Origin of the sequence: Pseudomonas sp. F9001 (genome assembly GCF_013385435.1) — a bacterium.
Classification (GTDB): Bacteria; Pseudomonadota; Gammaproteobacteria; order Pseudomonadales; family Pseudomonadaceae; genus Aquipseudomonas.
On record NZ_JACAPX010000002.1, the window covers coordinates 31,089 to 47,096 of the forward strand.

A 16,008-nucleotide genomic window follows, 5' to 3' on the forward strand; every position below is an offset into this window, starting at 1 on the left:
GGAATGGATAGGTCCGCAATACTGAGTCCATCAATTACTCACGCAGGGAGACACCTCCATGAACGTATTCATTACCGGCGCTGCCGGTTTTATCGGCGGTTCCATCGCCACTGGCCTGGTCAAGGCCGGCCATAACGTCACCGGCCTGGTGCGCAGCACCGAACAGGCTGCGGAAATGACGGCACTGGGCATCACGCCGGTAATCGGTACGCTGGATGACAGCGCGCTGTTGACCGAGCAGGCGAAGAAAGCAGACGCCGTGATCAACGCCGCCAGCAGTGACCATCGCGGCGCGGTGGAAACCTTGCTGGCCGCGTTGTGCGGCTCCAACAAAACCTTCCTGCACACCAGCGGTTCGAGCATCGTTGGCGATGCGTCGGGCGGTAAATCCAGCGATGTCATCTACTTTGAAGACAACCTGCCGGCGCCGACTGTCGACAAGGCTGCTCGCGTGGCCATCGACAACCTGATCCTGGCTGCAGCCAAAGATGGCGTGAACTCGGCAGTGATCTGCAACACCCTGATCTACGGTCACAGCCTGGGCGTCAAGCGCGACAGCGTGCAGTTGCCACGCTTGCTCAAGCAGGCACGCAAAAGCGGTGTAGTGCGGCATGTGGGCACCGGGCAGAACATCTGGTCCAACGTGCACATTGAAGACGTGGTTGCGTTGTACCTGCTGGCGCTGGAAAAGAATGTGCCGGGCACTTTCTACTTTGTGGAGAGTGGCGAAGCGGCGTTTGTCGACATGACCACCGCGATTGCCGAAGCGCTGAAGCTGGGTAAACCACAGGATTGGCCATTGGCGGATGCCGAGGCCGAGTGGGGTTATGAAATGGCCAACTATGGCCTGGGCTCCAACAGCCGGGTTCGCGGCAAGCATGCGCGGGAATTGCTGGGATGGGCGCCGAAGCGGACTTCTGTAGTTGAGTGGATTCGCAACGAGATGGTTTGATGTTCGCTTGAGACCGAGGCTAGCCCTTTCGCGAGCAAGCCCGCTCCCACATTTGACCGAGTTCCAACTTTGGAATGCGGTCAAATGTGGGAGCGGGCTTGCTCGCGAAAGGGGCGACTCGGTCCAACGGTCTTACCCAACACTAGCCCCACCCCGCCCAATTCCGTACCATCCCCCGCCTTATCCCTCGCAACTCCCCGGTACTTCAATGAACCTCACCCGTCTGCGCGCCGACGCCCTGGCCGGACTCACCACGTCTTTTGCCTTGCTGCCCGAATGCATCGCCTTTGCCCTGGTGGCTCATCTCAACCCGCTGATGGGCCTCTACGGCGCATTCATCATCTGCACCCTCACCGCGCTGTTCGGCGGCCGGCCTGGCATGGTCTCCGGGGCCGCCGGCTCGATGGCGGTGGTGATCGTCGCGCTGGTGGTGCAGCACGGCGTGCAGTATCTGTTGGCCACGGTATTACTGGGCGGGTTGATCATGGTCGCCTTCGGCCTGTTGCGCCTGGGCAAGCTGGTGCGCATGGTGCCGCACCCGGTGATGCTCGGGTTCGTCAACGGCCTGGCGATTATCATTGCCCTGGCGCAGCTGGAGCATTTCAAGAGCGGTGACACCTGGCTCAGCGGCACGCCGCTGTATGTAATGACCGGGCTGGTCGCGGCCACCATGGCCATCGTCTACCTGCTGCCGCGCCTGACCCGCGCCGTACCGCCAGCCCTGGTGGCGATCCTCGGCGTGGGCCTGGCGGTGTACCTGCTCGGCCTGCCGACCCGCACCCTGGGCGACATGGCCCACATCGCCGGCGGCCTGCCGACCTTCGCGTTGCCGCAGATTCCCTGGACCCTCGAAACCCTGCACATCATCGCGCCTTACGCGATCCTGATGGCCATGGTCGGCCTGCTGGAAACCCTGCTGACCCTCAACCTCACCGACGAAATCACCGAAACCCGCGGCTACCCGGACCGTGAAAGCGTGGCCCTGGGCGCAGCCAACATGGTCTCGGGCTTGTTTGGCGGCATGGGCGGCTGCGCGATGATCGGGCAAACCGTGATCAACCTCAGCTCCGGCGGGCGCGGGCGCTTCTCCGGTGTGTTTGCCGGGGTGATGATCCTGTTGTTCATTCTGTTTCTGTCACCGCTGATCGAGCGCATTCCGCTGGCGGCGCTGGTGGGGGTGATGTTCGTGGTGTCTCAGCAGACGTTTGCCTGGGCTTCGTTGCGGGTGATCAACAAGGTGCCGCTGAACGATGTGCTGGTGATCATGGCGGTGACGGTGATTACCGTGTTCACCGACCTGGCGACGGCAGTGCTGTGCGGGATTGTGATTGCGGCGCTGAACTTCGCCTGGCAGCAGGCGCGCGAGTTGTACGCGGATGAACATATGGAAGCGGACGGCAGCAAACTCTATCGGGTGCACGGCACGCTGTTTTTTGCCTCGACCACGCCGTTTTTGAATCGCTTCGATCCGGCCAACGACCCGGCCCAGGTGACGCTGGATTGCCGTCACTTGAGCTTCGTCGACTATTCGGCGATTGCCGCGTTGATGACCTTGCGGGAGCGCTACGCCAAGGCCGGCAAGCATTTGCGGGTGCTGCACCTGTCCGAGCGCTGCCGCAAACTGCTCAAGCGGGCCCGGGTGCAGCACGACTGACCGTTGTTGAAGTGCGATGATCGTTCCCACGCTCTGCGTGGGAACGCCGCTTTGGACGCTCCGCGTCCGCTCTTAAAATCGTGACGCGGAGCGTCACAGGATGTATTCCCACGCAGAGCGTGGGAACGATCATGGCCCGACCAGGTTTTCCAGTTCCTGGGCGCGGGTCTGGGTCATGTCCAGCACGCAGCCGGAGCCGTTGACCTGATCAATAGTGCCGCCGGTGGCCGAGCCGATGAAGCCGCAATTGGCATCGCGAAACTTGAGCCACTGGCGTTGTACGTCCTGCAGCTGCTGCTTGCGGTTGCCTTCCATCGCGGTCATCGCGGTTTTGTAGGCGGTATTCAGGCGCGCGTCCTGCACCTTGGTTTCCTTGGCGTTGCAATCGACCATGTCGGCGGTGGTGTTGGCGCTGTCCATGCATTTTTTCAGTGCCGGGTTCTCATCGGCCGAGGCCGTGCCGCACAAGGCCAGCAACAGTGCGCCGGCGGCGAAAGGAACAAGCAGGGGGTTACGATTCATTCTGGGTTTTCCTGGTCATGAGTCGGTGTGCAGTCTAAGACTCGGCCTGCGCAGTTGAGTTTCCAGCCCCGGCAATCTTCATGTAAGAACGCCTCCCGAATTTTCATCCACTGACCCCGGGCATATCCCTGCGCGACAGCGCTTGTCTGTGGGCGAAAATTACTTTCATAAAAATTGAAAATACACCCCGGTAATGATTTATGACTTTCACAACCTATTCGACGTGACCCTTTCCGAGGAGTACCGCATGGCCGCATCACCGGGGTATTGGCTGTTGATCTACGCCGCCATCGCCATCATTGCATTGATCGTATTGATCGCGCGTTACCGGCTCAACCCGTTTATCGTCATCACCCTGGTGTCTATCGGCCTGGCGCTATTGGCCGGAATGCCGGCGGATACGATCATGGGTTCCTACGAGGCTGGCGTCGGCAAGACGTTGGGGCATATTGCGCTGGTGGTCGCGCTGGGCACGATGCTTGGCAAGATGATGGCCGAGTCCGGCGGCGCCGAGCAGGTGGCGCGCACGTTGATCAATCGGTTCGGCGAGCGGAATGCGCACTGGGCAATGGTGTGCATTGCGTTCCTGGTGGGGCTGCCGCTGTTTTTCGAGGTCGGTTTTGTGTTGCTGGTGCCGATCGCCTTTACCGTGGCGCGGCGAGTGGGCGTGTCGATCCTGATGGTCGGCCTGCCGATGGTGGCCGGCTTGTCGGTGGTGCATGCGCTGGTGCCGCCGCATCCGGCGGCGATGATGGCGGTGCTGGCCTATAACGCCTCGGTCGGGCAGACGGTGCTGTATGCAATTTTGATCGGCATACCCACCGCGATCATTGCCGGCCCGCTGTACGCCAAATTTATCGTGCCGCACATTCACCTGCCCGCGGAAAACCCGCTGGAGCGCCAGTTCATCGACCGCGAGCCGCGCACCCGCCTGCCGAGTTTCGCCCTGACCATGGGCACCATCCTGTTACCGGTGGTGCTGATGATGATCGGCGGCTGGGCCAACCTGATTTCCACGCCGGGCACCGCCTTTAACCAGTTCCTGTTGTTTATCGGTAACTCGGTGATTGCGCTGCTGGTGGCGACCCTGGTGAGCTTCTGGACGCTGGGCCTGGCCCAGGGTTTCAACCGCGAATCGATCCTCAAGTTCACCAACGAGTGCCTGGCACCAACGGCCAGCATCACCTTGCTGGTGGGTGCGGGCGGTGGTTTGAACCGGATTCTGGTGGACGCCGGGGTCACCAATGAAATCCTTGGCCTGGCCCACGCTTTCAACCTGTCGCCTTTGGTGATGGGCTGGCTGTTCGCCGCGCTGATGCGCATCGCCACCGGCTCGGCCACCGTGGCCATGACCACGGCCTCAGGCGTGGTCGCACCGGTTGCGATGGGCCTGGGTTATCCACACCCGGAATTGCTGGTGCTGGCCACCGGCGCGGGTTCGGTAATCTTTTCCCACGTGAACGACGGCGGCTTCTGGCTGATCAAGGAATACTTCAATATGACGGTGATCCAGACCTTCAAGACCTGGACCGTGCTGGAGACCCTGATTTCGGTGGTCGCCTTCGGTCTGACTTATGGTTTGTCCTGCATCTTGTAACCCGGAGCCGAACCGATGGACATCCTCTACCAGATCCGCGCCCGCCAGGATTCCTTCAGCGCCGGCGAAGGGCGTATCGCCAAGCTGATGCTCGATGATGTCGGCTTTGCAGCGTCCGCCAGCCTGGAAGAATTGTCCCAACGGGCCGAGGTCAGCACCGCCACCTTGTCGCGTTTTGCCCGCAGCGTCGGCTGCCGCGACCTGCGTGACCTGCGCCTGCAACTGGCCCAGGCCAGCGGTGTCGGCAGCCGTTTCCTCGACCCGGCGGGCCTGCCGGAGCAGTCGGCGTTTCACCGGCAGATTCTCAGCGATATCGAGGCGACGTTGCGCCGGCACCTGTCCGGTTTCAACCAGCGCAGCTTTGTCGACGCCGTGAGCCTGCTGGGCAATGCACGGATGATCCACGCGTTCGGCATGGGCGGGCCGTCGAGCCTGTGCAGCGACGAGTTGCAAGTGCGCCTGGTGCGCCTGGGCTACGCGATCAACGCCTGCCACGACCCGGTGATGATGCGCGTGACCGCCGCCACCCTGGGCCCGGAGCATGCGCTGATCGTCTGCTCGCTGACCGGCATCACCCCGGAGGTATTGGGCGTGGTGGCGCTGGCACGCAACTACGGCGCAAAAATCATCGCCATCACCCTGCCGGATTCTCCGCTGGCGCAGTTGGCCGACGTGCTGCTGCCGCTGCAACCGGCCGAAACCAGTTTTATCTACAAGCCAACGGCGGCGCGCTACGGAATGCTGTTGGCCATCGATGTGCTCGCCACCGAGCTGGCCTTGGCCATGCCGGATGACAATCAGGAACGCCTGCGACGGATCAAGCTGGCCCTGGACGATTATCGCGGCGGCCCTGACAGCCTGCCGCTTGGAGATTGAAATGAAGTACCACACGCTGATCCGCCAGGCGCTGATCATTGATGGCAGTAACACCCCCGGCTATGTCGCCGATGTGGCGGTGCACGAGGGCCGTATCGAGAAGATCGGCGACCTGTCCCGGGACAGCGCCGAGCATGAAATCGACGCTGCCGGGCGCGTATTGGCGCCGGGGTTTATCGACGTGCACACCCACGACGACACGGTGGTGATCCGTCACCCGCAGATGCTGCCCAAGCTGAGCCAAGGCGTGACCACGGTGATTGTCGGCAACTGCGGCATCAGCGCCTCGCCCGTGAGCTTGCAGGCTGATCCGCCGGACCCGATGAACCTGCTGGGCACCGCCGAGGCCTTTGCCTACCCACGGTTCAGCGATTACCGCGCGGCGGTGGAAAACGCCCACCCGGCCGTCAATGCGGCGGCGCTGATCGGCCACACCGCGCTGCGCAGCAACCATATGGACGACCTGCACCGTACTGCCACTGCGGGTGAAATCACCGCGATGCGCGTGCAGTTGCAGGAGAGTCTGGCGGACGGTGCCCTAGGTTTATCCACCGGGCTTGCATACGCCAGCGCCTTCAACGCCGAGACCGATGAAGTGCTGCAGTTGAGTGAAGAACTGACGGCTTATGGCGCGGTGTACACCACCCATTTGCGCAGCGAATTCGAACCGGTGCTGGAGGCGATGGACGAGGCTTTTCTGATCGGCCGGCATGCCAAGGCGCCGGTGATCATTTCCCACCTCAAGTGCGCGGGCGCCGGTAACTGGGGGCGCAGTCCGCAGTTGTTGGCCTCGCTGGAACACGCGGCGAAGACCCACCCGGTGGGCTGCGATTGCTACCCGTATGCGGCCAGCTCTTCGACCCTGGACCTCAAGCAAGTCACCGATGCGTTTCGCATCACCATCACCTGGTCTGCGCCGCATCCGGAAATGGGCGGGCGGGATCTGCAGGATATCGCCGCCGAGTGGGCGGTGCCGCTGATGGACGCCGCCCGCCGCCTGCAACCCGCCGGGGCGGTGTATTACGGGATGGACGAGACCGACGTGCAGCGCATCCTGGCACATCCGCTGTCGATGATTGGCTCGGATGGTTTGCCGGAAGATCCGTTTCCTCATCCACGTCTGTGGGGCGCGTTTCCCCGGGTACTGGGGCATTTCAGCCGGGACCTTGGCTTGTTCCCGCTGCACACCGCCGTGCACAAGATGACTGGCTTGTCGGCAGCGCGCTTTGGCTTGGCCGAGCGCGGTGAAATCCGTGAAGGACACTGGGCCGATCTGGTGCTGTTTGATCCGTTGCGGGTGCGGGATGTGGCGGACTTCAAAGAGCCGCAGCGCGCGGCGGAAGGGATTGACGGTGTGTGGGTCAATGGCGTGCTCAGCTACAGAGACGGGCAGGCCAATGGGCAGCGGTCCGGACGATTCCTGGCGCGCAGTGGGGATTTGCGAAAGGGATTTGCGGCCGTATAGTGGCCGCTCTCAAATACGGAGCAATCGCCATGCACTTAGGAAAAGTCACCCCCATCTTGCGCAGTTTCGACGAGGCCAAAACGTTGGAGTTCTACGTCGACTTCCTGGGGTTCAAGGTCGATTGGCAGCACCGGTTTGAAGACAACTTTCCGCTGTACCTGCAGGTGTCGCTGGGGGACTGCGTGCTGCACTTGTCCGAGCACCATGGCGATTGCACGCCAGGTGCGGCGGTGCGGATTCAGGCCCAAGGGCTGGAAGCGTACCAGCAACAGTTGCTGGCCAAGCATTACCGCAACGCCAAGCCCGGTATTGAAGACACGCCGTGGGGCAGCCGCGAGATGAGCATCAGCGACCCGTCGGGGAACCGGTTGGTGTTTGTTGAAGAAGTCAGCAGCTGAGGCTGCGCGCATAAATCGCAGGCAATAAAAAACCGCCTTAGTAGGGCGGTTTTTTATTGCAATCCCAGTTCGCGGCTGGGGTTGCGCCTCACCGGAAGCATTGACCTGCTGACCGGATACTACTGTCGGTTCAGGCATCACGCAAGGCCTGGTGTCACTCGGTGTTTTCAGTTCTTTGAGATCTACGCTATTTAAGGGCGACTGCAAAAACTGGCAATAAATTCTTGGAGCGTTACCGGTGGATTAGTTCTCCCAGGTCACACCTTTGAGCGGGATGTTCGTTAGTATCGCCCCCGTTCTGTGTATGTCGTTTGTAGGTGGGCTGGGTACGCGCGCGAATTTATGGACCGAACGCCACGGGCTAGTAATCCGTGCCGGATTCATGCGGGAGGACCCAAAGCCCGGCCGCCTCACTGGAAGCATTGACCTGCGTCCGAAGGCTCACGTGTTCCGGTAAGTGCGCTGGAGGTAGGCCCAACTGATGGAGGGCCGAGTATGTCCAAGTTTGCACGACGTACGTGGGACCTCGTAGTGAACTCCCTGCGTGTTTATCACGTGTGGAAATTCCTGCGGGACAGCTTTGATGACCGTTAGGGTCTGAGAAGTGGGCCGCCCCGGTTTCGACCGGGGCGGCTTTTTTGTGCCTGGGATTTACACCCGGAAATGGCTGACCATCTGCTGCAACTGCCCGCCCAAACGCGCCAGTTCCACACTTGACTTGGCCGTCTCGTCACTGGCCGCTGCAGTCTGCTCCGACACGTCCCGCACATTCACGATGCTGCGGCTGATCTCTTCCGCCACGGCACTCTGCTGCTCGGCGGCTGCGGCGATCTGCTGGTTCATCGACTGGATATTCGATACCGTACGGGTGATGTTTTCCAGTGACACACCGGCCTTGCGCGTCAGTTCGACGCTGCTGTCGGTGAGGCTGCGGCTGTTGTTCATCACGGCGGCCACTTGCTGGGTGCCGTTCTGCAAACCGGCCACCAGGCCTTCGATTTCTTCGGTGGATTTCTGGGTGCGCTGGGCCAGGCCGCGCACCTCATCGGCGACCACCGCAAAACCGCGACCGGCTTCACCGGCACGGGCGGCTTCGATGGCGGCGTTGAGCGCCAGCAGGTTGGTCTGCTCGGCCACGGCCTTGATCACGTCCATCACGCTGCCGATCTTGTTGCTCTCTTGTTGCAGGTGCGTCATGGCGTCGGTGGAGCGCGCCACTTCAGCTGCAAGGCGCTCGATCTGGGCGATGGCTTCGGCCACCACCTTGTCACCGGCACGGGCTTCACCGTCGGCGGCCGAGGCAGCCTGGGACGCTTGTTCGGCGTTGCGTGCGACTTCCTGCACGGTGGCGGTCATCTCGTGCATGGCGGTGGCCACTTGATCGGTCTCGATCTTCTGGCTGTTGACCCCGGCACTGGTCTGTTCGGTCACGGCCGACAGCTCTTCGGCGGCGCTGGCGATCTGGGTCACGCCGTCGCGGATGCCGCTGATCAGTTCACGCAGGGTGGTGCCCATGCGCTGGATGCCTTGCTGCAACACGCCGAGTTCGTCGCGGCGGGTCACCTGGATGTTGTGGCTCAGGTCGCCGGAAGCGATGCGCTCCACCACGGCGAGGGTCTCGCGCAGTGGGCGGGTGATCTGGCGGGTGATGATCACCGCAGCCACGATGCCCACCAGCAAGGCCAGCAATGTGCTGATCAGTTGCAGGCTGCGGGCCTGGGCGCTTTCCGCGTCACGACGTTGCAGCTGGATGTCGTACAGCTTGTCGCTGATGGTGACAATGTCGGTGCCCTGGGTGGTCATTTCTGCCCGGGCCGAGACGATGTTGGCGTTGGCCGCCTTGTAGTTCTGCACCGCGCTGCGATAGGCGCCGAGGGCGGTTTCCAGGGCCGTCAGTGCAGGCTGTTGGCTGGCGCCAAACGCTGCGTGCAGGCCTTTCAGACCGTCGATGGCTTTCTCGATCTGCGCGGCGGCACGGGCTTCAGTCTCGGCGTTGACGTTGCCGGTGTAGCCGCGCACTTCGTAGCGGGCCAACTGGAACTGTTCCTTGGCGCTGGTCACGGCCTCGAACTGGGCAAAGCGCTCGGCGCTATCGGGCATCTGACGCACGCTGGAATCCAGGGCGTCGATCTGCGTGTTGGCAATGTCAGCCTTGTCGCCCATGACCTGGCGCGCGGCGTTACCGTTGCGGTAGGCCTCGCGCATCTTGTTCAAGGACTGCTGGTAAGCGGTGATGATCGCTTTTTGCTCATTGAGCAGCTTGAGGTTGTCCGGGCTCTTGAAGCTGTCCAGCAGCTTCTGTTGCTGGGCCACAAAACTGTCGAGGTTGGTCTGCACGTTTTGCGCCACGGCTTCGTCACCGTTGGCCAACATGTATTGCAGGCGCACGATGCGCAACTTGGTCAGCGAAGCGTTGAGCTGGGTGATGTCGCTCATCCAGTTGCTGCGGTCGATCAGGCCGCCCAGGCTGGTCCAGCCGGTGAGCGCGAGGATCGAGGTGAGGACCAGTACCAGGCCGAAGCCCAGGCCCAGTTTCATATTGACGCTGATGTTGCCGAACCAACTATTCATCGCATTCCTCCAGGAACAGATTTGCGGGTACATCCGGTTGCTGGAAGTAGCGACCAGCCGATGGGTAGTCAGGAGGTATCGGCAGCCCTGGCGAGAGCTGAAACGGTTTTTTCGTGAGGGCAGGATTTATGGAACGTGAGCGACGAGCGGTCGCACCGCCCTCATGCAGAGGGCGGTGCGAGGATCAGTGGACTTGGCGCATTCTTTTGCTGGTGGTGATGATGTCGATCAACGCTTCCCTGCTGCTGAAACGGCGGTCATCCAGGCTCCAGCGATTGACGAAGTGCCCCCTGGCATCCTGCTGCAACGCAGTGTGGACCAGTACGCCGTCGCGGTTTTTATGGACCATCTCCAACCCGTCGTCCAGGGTGCGCTGAAGCAGGTAGTCGCCTTTGCGTCGCAGGCGTTGTTCGAGGCTGAGGGATGGCGCGGGCATGACAGGTGGCGGTAATGGCGCACCGGGGACTTCGACGTTTTTCTTGAAGTCGTAGCGCACCAATGGCCATTGCTGCTCGCGCGGCAGCGCCTGGACGCTGGCGGGCTCACGCACAAAGCCGCTGGCCGACCCCGGAGGCACATCGTCCAGCAGCAGACTGATGCCGTTGTTGAGCTCGGCAATGCCCGGTACGCCGCGATGGGTATTGGCGTGCGTTTCGCCCACCAGCGCGACCCACTTGTGTGGCCCCTGTTGAAGCTGATCGGCGCGGATCACCTGGGTTGCAAAGTAGTTGAACATTGATGTCCTGGAGCCGGTCATGCCGTCCACCCGCAAGCTGGCGACACAGTCGAGCGCGCGGATCCGCACGTTATGCTTCATCGCCACCTGCACCAGGCTGACAAAACCGTAGGGGCTGTCGGCCGGTACGCCGTGGCCTTTGTCCAATGCGTTGAGGTAGCTCCACAGTTCATCTGGCATAAAGCCCAGGCTGTGGACGATATCCAGGTCGGCCTGATGCAGCTCGGTGGTGAGTTGCTCCATGTACAGGGTTTTTACTTCTCGCGGGCCCTTCAGGTATTCCATGTGCCGGCTGAGGAAGCCTTTGCTCGACGTACCGGCGTGGGCTTCGCCGACTACCAGGCCATCGGCGGTGTCCAGCAGTTGATCGATAAATTTCGCCTCATCCAGGGCCGGGTCGACCACAGGCAGTGCTCCCCGAGCAGGCGGTGTGTGTTCGGTAAAAAACGCCTGGGCCTGATCCTGAAGTTTTTTGCGGGTCTGGTCGAAGGTGGTTTGCGCTGCGCGACGGCTGCTGGCGGTCTCCCTGTAGGCGGTGGCGAAGAGCGCTTCACGCGTGCCTATCGGCAAGGTGATTTCCTCGCTGATCAGGCCCAGGTGTTCATGGGGCAGGTCAAAGGTGCTGAAGTGGCGCGGCGCCTCAACAGGCAGAGGGCGCGTTGGCCGTAGCGCATGTGAGCGCTCCACCGAGGGGCCCGGGTGCGGCGCCGGTTGGCGTGCCGTGTGCAACGACAGCTTCAGGTCGCCCTTGGCCAGGGCATCGCCGGGAATGCCGCCGGCCACATCCGCGATGACTCGGGTGGGTTGGTCGAAGGCGTCGTCGACCCGCAGCGCAATGCTCTTTTGCAGGTCGGCCAGGCCCGGCGTGCCGCGATAGGTGCTCATGCGTTTTTGATCAACCAACGCTATCCAGCGCTCGCCCGGTTTTTTCGCCTGGTCATCGTTGATGAGGGTGTGGGAGTAAAAGTTGGTCAGCCGGTTGGAGCGAATCGGGGCCGGGCGTGAATCAAACAGGCACAGGGTGTTTTCCAGGTCGTAGGAGCTTGAGGCGTTCAACGGCCGAACCTCAATCCCGTGCTGTTGCGCGGTGTTTACCAGCATCCAGTGGCCGTGCAACCCGTCGGGGTCGCGGTAATTTTCCTTGTCGATGGATTTGAGCTGGCCCTCGGCCCGTTTGGAGAAGCCACTGGAAAACCGTGAGTGGGTTTTCAAGTGATGAATGTCGCGCCACAGCGGCTCGATATAGAGAACCGTCACGTTCAGTTCGCGCAGGTATTGCATGTTTTCGATCAGCACCTGTTTAGCCGCGGTGGAAAACGGTGCCTCGCCCACTACCAGGTGGTGCGCGTCATCGATCAGCAGCTTGAGCAAATCACGCAGGGCAATGTCTGGCGCCGGGTTCAGGGTTTCGGCCCGGGGAACCACGGCGGGCAACCGTGCAAAAAACGCGTCGGCGTCATCCGTCAGGGCCCTGACATTGTCCAGGTGCTGTTTGAGTGCCGGGGCGAGTTGCCGACGCGAGATCCAGATGCTGTGGGTATTGAGGTCTCGATCCAGGTAGGCGATCTGCAGGAACAGCGCCGACCTGTCCTCGGGGGCGATGACGGCCGCTACGTCCCGGCGAAACTTTTCCGACAATTCATAGGGCTGCCCGAGCCTTTCCGGGCCAGGCATGCCACCGATGACACCGGAGCGCTGCCACTGGCCGTCCACCGTCTGGTTCACCAGCTTGCCGGTGGAGCGCAATTGCCCGCTGGTGTTGTCGTAGCGAAACAACAGGAATCGCCCCAGGCTGTCCGGGGTGTGCGAGGCCCACAGGCTGTCGCCGGCAAACAGCACGGGCTGCATGCCCTGGGGCAATGGGGGTTGCGGTTGTAGTTGCTTGATCAAGCTCATGGCCTGTTGGTCCTTGGTCACCCGGGCAATATGGCGCAACGGCGGACGGGCGAGCTTGACGGGGGCGAACAGCAGGGGCCGCAGGTCGGTCAACAACGTCCCGCCGGCATTGAGCAGCGCACCCAGATAGTGTCCCAGCGCGGCGGCGGTGTCGTTGCGGCTGTAGGCATGCAGGGCGAGCATCGAATCCTTGAACACCAGCAAGCCGCCCAAGGCCAGGCTCAGTGCCGGGAAGGGCGCGGTCAGCACGGCAATGGTGATTTCGCCGATCACGCTGACCAGCTCCATGATCATCTGCAAGCGCCCGGTGGTGGTGCTTTTGACTTCGTCGATACGGTGACGCAGCTTTTTGTCGTAGGTGTGGTAATGCAGGTTCTTCAGCGGCAGTGCGGTGCGAGGCACTTCATCGAACACCGGCTTGGAATACAGCCCCTTGAGCTGTGCCGGCAGGCCGGCCACCAACGCATGCAACCTCGGCTCGAACGCCGCGCGCTCAACGCTGGCGACCCGGCTGATGTAGTAGGTGTCCATGCCTTCAAGGTTTTTCAGGCGTTCGTTGAATTCCCGTTGCGGCCTGAAGGCGATGCCATCCGGTGCGTGCGGGGTGTAGAGCAGGGGCAGGTCGTTGGCGTGGTGGAACAGGTAGCAGCCATCGATCACTTGGCCGCTGATGTGCAGGGGATAGAGCCGATACCGATTGCGCACGGCATCGCTGTTATCGGCCAGGCTGTCGATGCTTTTTTCCAGCCAGGCCAGGTCGCTTGTTGCCAGGCAGCCTTGCAGGCAGCACTCAAGCGCAGCGACGTGCATGTGCAGTTGGGCAACCTCCAGGGCCATGTTGCGGCGCCATGCATAGTGGGGGCCTTGCGGGTCCAACAGGGTTTTCTCGACCTCGGCGACATAGCGGTCACCGATCCAGGTACCTCTGACCGAGTTGCTCACCGTTTGCGCGGTGAGTCGACTCAGGTCGACGCCGGGCGGTCCCTTGAACTGCGCGGTGGTGCTGGCGTCGGGGTTGATAAAGCCCAGGCTGGCGTCGTAGCCGTTGCGGTACAGCGTGGTGTAGCTGACGCGTTCGCGAGGGGTGATCACGCCTACGAGGTTTGGGTCTACCGCCGGGATCGGGTTGCCGAGCAGTTGGTTGAGGGCGGCTTTTGCCGCCTTGTGCAAGTAACTGTCGAAGTCGGGAAACTGTTGTGGGCTACCCGGGCTTGCGGCGTAGGCCTGTGCCGCGCCCAGTGCCTGTTCCTTGAGATCGGCGAGTTTCTGTCGGTCGGCTGCCGATGCCTGGCTCAGCCACTTGGGCATCTGATGCAGGTATTCATCGGCCTGCATGGCCAGCGTCGTGGTGCTCATTTCCACCAGGCAGGCCTCGTAGGTGGAAGGCGCGCCGAAACTGATCATCAAATACTCAAGGCTGGCCGGGGTAAAACCCAGGGCGGAAAGCATCGCGCTGTATTTGGGCCGGATCCGGCTGACCAACTGTTCAAGCAGGTAGTCTTTCATGCTGCGCGAACCGGGAGCGAACGCTATCTCCTGGCTCCAGCCGAGGATATGCGCCTGCAATTCCCGCTCGCTGCCAAAGGCCTGGAACTGTTCGGCGCGTGGCGCGTGAGGCGTGCACAGCAGCAAGCGTTTGACCGCGCCCGTTGCATCGGTCTGGCGCAGCACCCACAGGTCCTTGAGCGGAGCCTTGTGCAGGAACAGGCAGCAGGCAGTGAGTGTGGGCGAGGGGCCTTCACTCAGGGTTTGCAGCAGTGCGTAGTCGTCCGCGCTGATATGGTTTTGCAACGATGCACTGTAGGCCAGCGCGTGCAGGCGGCTGTCGAGCATCTGCTGCATGGCTTCCTGTACGGCGGGCAAACTGTGGGCGCGCTTTTGTTCTTCGGCGAAGGTCAGGCTTGGTTGAACCTTGGCCAGCAGCTCGGCGAGGTAAGCCGGGGTGACGTCCTGGAACTCGGGCGGCAATGGCTGCTGGGCGTAGGTCAGTTGGGTGTGCTCGAGAAACTCGGAACCGGTGTGTTCATCGCCACGGTGCAAGCCACGTACCGCCAGTTGCACCAGGTTGTTGTGCTGGTTGTACGAGTTGCCCGACTTAAGGGTGCGCTCAGTGCTGATCTGCAGTTGCTCGGGGATCAGGCCCTGGATATCCAGGTTGTCGTCCAGGTGCTCAAGCAATTGCAGGCGCGCCATGGCCTCCGGCGAGGCCGCCGGGCCGAGCAGCGCCAGCACTTGCAGGCTGAGGTGTTCATAGGTGCGCAGGTGCTCGGCGAGGGTTTTGCGCTGGGCCTCATTGGCGCTGCGGTACCAGTCGGGAGCGGATTCGTGGAGCAGTTTTTCCAGTAACTGCTGCGCGCGCAGTTCCAGGCGCGAGGACAGGTCCCAAGGCGAGCAGCGCAGCGCCTGGTCCAGTTCGAGGGTCATTCTGGCGACGTCTGTTGGCGCGGGGTGGCCGTCCAGGCCAAGGGCAAACGCGATGTCCTGATGTTGTTTGTCCTGCAGGGCGTTGTAGGTGTGTTCGTTCAGCGGGAGGCTGTCGATAGGCTCTGGCACCAGCGGCCAGATACTTGCCGCGCGCAAGTGCTGGTAACGGCGCGGCAAGTGTTGCAGCAGTTCCTGGCGCCAGGCCGACTGCTTCATGCGCTCCTGCAGCGTGCGGTCCAGGTGTTTGAGCGAGGTGAAAGCCTCCAGGCCTCGGGAAGGGGTGAACAGCAACACATCACCGTCCTCGATTTCCAGGTGGGTGGCCGGTGTCTGGCTGCGCGTGAGGACGAACGCCCCGGCGAACTCGATGGTCTGCTGGCGGTAGCGAAACGTCAGGCGATGGATACCCGGGCGCAGCTCGGGGCCGCTGACGATATTCGTCACCAGCAGCTGGTCGGCAGGGCTGAGCAGGCGATCCTTGACCTTCAGCCTGGCCTCGGCCTCCAGCATCGGCTGGTGGCTGTCGAGTATCCAGTTCTTGCGTAAATGGCCGTTGGGACGCCTTTCGATTTCCAGGGCGGCCAGCTTCTTGTGCAATGCCTGGCTGATGCGCGTGCGGTTCAACCGGCCGGGCTCGCCCTGGATCAGCCAGTCGCCGGGGACGGTGTAATGCACTTGTGCGTTCTGCAGGCTCCAGCGGCTTTCTTCTGCCAGGGCGGTGTGCAATGCCTGCACCTCCAGCAACTCGGTAGAAGACTGCGCTGCCGGTGCGTGGCCGTTGGGGAAAATCTGTAGACGATGACCGATTTGCAGCAGGTAGCCGTTCAGTTGTTCCGGGGTAAGTGGTGATGTGTTCGGGGGCTGGGCGGGCATGGCCGGTCCTCAGGGAGTCAATGGTCCCTGAGGGTGCGCAGTCT

9 protein-coding genes and 1 pseudogene are annotated in these 16,008 nt (G+C 62.1%); 6 read left to right on the forward strand and 4 right to left on the reverse strand.

The features are described 5' to 3' along the window. Nucleotides 1-58: 58 nt before the first annotated feature. A complete protein-coding gene (locus HX818_RS01105) occupies nt 59-952 on the forward strand; it encodes an NAD-dependent epimerase/dehydratase family protein (protein ID WP_177019317.1) in 894 nt (297 codons plus the stop codon). A 208-nt stretch (nt 953-1,160) separates the two neighbouring features. Next, nucleotides 1,161-2,606, forward strand: a complete 1,446-nt coding sequence (locus HX818_RS01110) for a SulP family inorganic anion transporter (protein ID WP_008436699.1) — start codon at nt 1,161-1,163, stop codon at nt 2,604-2,606. A gap of 129 nt (nt 2,607-2,735) precedes the next feature. Here the strand turns inward: HX818_RS01110 and HX818_RS01115 are convergent, their stop codons facing one another. After that, on the reverse strand, nt 2,736-3,128 hold the full coding sequence (locus tag HX818_RS01115; protein WP_177019318.1) for a lysozyme inhibitor LprI family protein: 393 nt from the start codon (nt 3,126-3,128) through the stop codon (nt 2,736-2,738). Between the two features lie 193 nt (nt 3,129-3,321). Here HX818_RS01115 and HX818_RS01120 point away from each other — a divergent pair, with 193 nt between their 5' ends. From HX818_RS01120 to HX818_RS01135, 4 genes are read left to right on the forward strand one after another with little or no spacing between them, the layout of a single operon-like run. Next, complete coding sequence (locus tag HX818_RS01120) at nt 3,322-4,725, forward strand: gluconate:H+ symporter (RefSeq protein WP_017478510.1); 1,404 nt, start codon at nt 3,322-3,324, stop codon at nt 4,723-4,725. 15 nt (nt 4,726-4,740) lie between these two features. Then, a complete protein-coding gene (locus tag HX818_RS01125) occupies nt 4,741-5,601 on the forward strand; it encodes a MurR/RpiR family transcriptional regulator (protein WP_003212283.1) in 861 nt (286 codons plus the stop codon). Between the two features lies 1 nt (nt 5,602). Continuing rightward, nucleotides 5,603-7,066 carry an amidohydrolase family protein gene (locus HX818_RS01130; protein ID WP_177019319.1) on the forward strand — a complete coding sequence of 488 codons (1,464 nt, stop codon included), beginning with the start codon at nt 5,603-5,605 and terminating at the stop codon, nt 7,064-7,066. 29 nt (nt 7,067-7,095) lie between these two features. Continuing rightward, on the forward strand, nt 7,096-7,464 hold the full coding sequence (locus tag HX818_RS01135; RefSeq protein WP_003212279.1) for a glyoxalase superfamily protein: 369 nt from the start codon (nt 7,096-7,098) through the stop codon (nt 7,462-7,464). Between the two features lie 651 nt (nt 7,465-8,115). Here the strand turns inward: HX818_RS01135 and HX818_RS31420 are convergent. The 3 genes and pseudogenes from HX818_RS31420 to HX818_RS01145 form a co-directional block, all read right to left on the reverse strand. Beyond that, on the reverse strand, nt 8,116-8,979 hold the full coding sequence (locus HX818_RS31420) for a methyl-accepting chemotaxis protein (protein ID WP_371132985.1): 864 nt from the start codon (nt 8,977-8,979) through the stop codon (nt 8,116-8,118). Then, nucleotides 8,971-10,068: pseudogene (locus HX818_RS31425) on the reverse strand (methyl-accepting chemotaxis protein); the annotation flags it as partial. The gene HX818_RS31420 and the pseudogene HX818_RS31425, both read right to left, overlap by 9 nt. A 151-nt stretch (nt 10,069-10,219) precedes the next feature. Continuing rightward, nucleotides 10,220-15,964: a membrane-targeted effector domain-containing toxin gene (locus tag HX818_RS01145; RefSeq protein ID WP_177019321.1), complete on the reverse strand. Its 5,745-nt coding sequence runs from the start codon at nt 15,962-15,964 to the stop codon at nt 10,220-10,222. Between the last annotated feature and the right edge of the window lie 44 nt (nt 15,965-16,008).

Coding starts and splice junctions, on each gene's coding strand:
- HX818_RS01125 (WP_003212283.1), top strand. CDS start 4,741: ATGGACATCCTCTACCAGATCCGCGCCCGCCAGGATTCCTTCAGCGCC.
- HX818_RS01145 (WP_177019321.1), bottom strand. CDS start 15,964: ATGCCCGCCCAGCCCCCGAACACATCACCACTTACCCCGGAACAACTG.
- HX818_RS01110 (WP_008436699.1), top strand. CDS start 1,161: ATGAACCTCACCCGTCTGCGCGCCGACGCCCTGGCCGGACTCACCACG.
- HX818_RS01135 (WP_003212279.1), top strand. CDS start 7,096: ATGCACTTAGGAAAAGTCACCCCCATCTTGCGCAGTTTCGACGAGGCC.
- HX818_RS01130 (WP_177019319.1), top strand. CDS start 5,603: ATGAAGTACCACACGCTGATCCGCCAGGCGCTGATCATTGATGGCAGT.
- HX818_RS01105 (WP_177019317.1), top strand. CDS start 59: ATGAACGTATTCATTACCGGCGCTGCCGGTTTTATCGGCGGTTCCATC.
- HX818_RS01120 (WP_017478510.1), top strand. CDS start 3,322: ATGATTTATGACTTTCACAACCTATTCGACGTGACCCTTTCCGAGGAG.
- HX818_RS31420 (WP_371132985.1), bottom strand. CDS start 8,979: ATGGGCACCACCCTGCGTGAACTGATCAGCGGCATCCGCGACGGCGTG.
- HX818_RS01115 (WP_177019318.1), bottom strand. CDS start 3,128: ATGAATCGTAACCCCCTGCTTGTTCCTTTCGCCGCCGGCGCACTGTTG.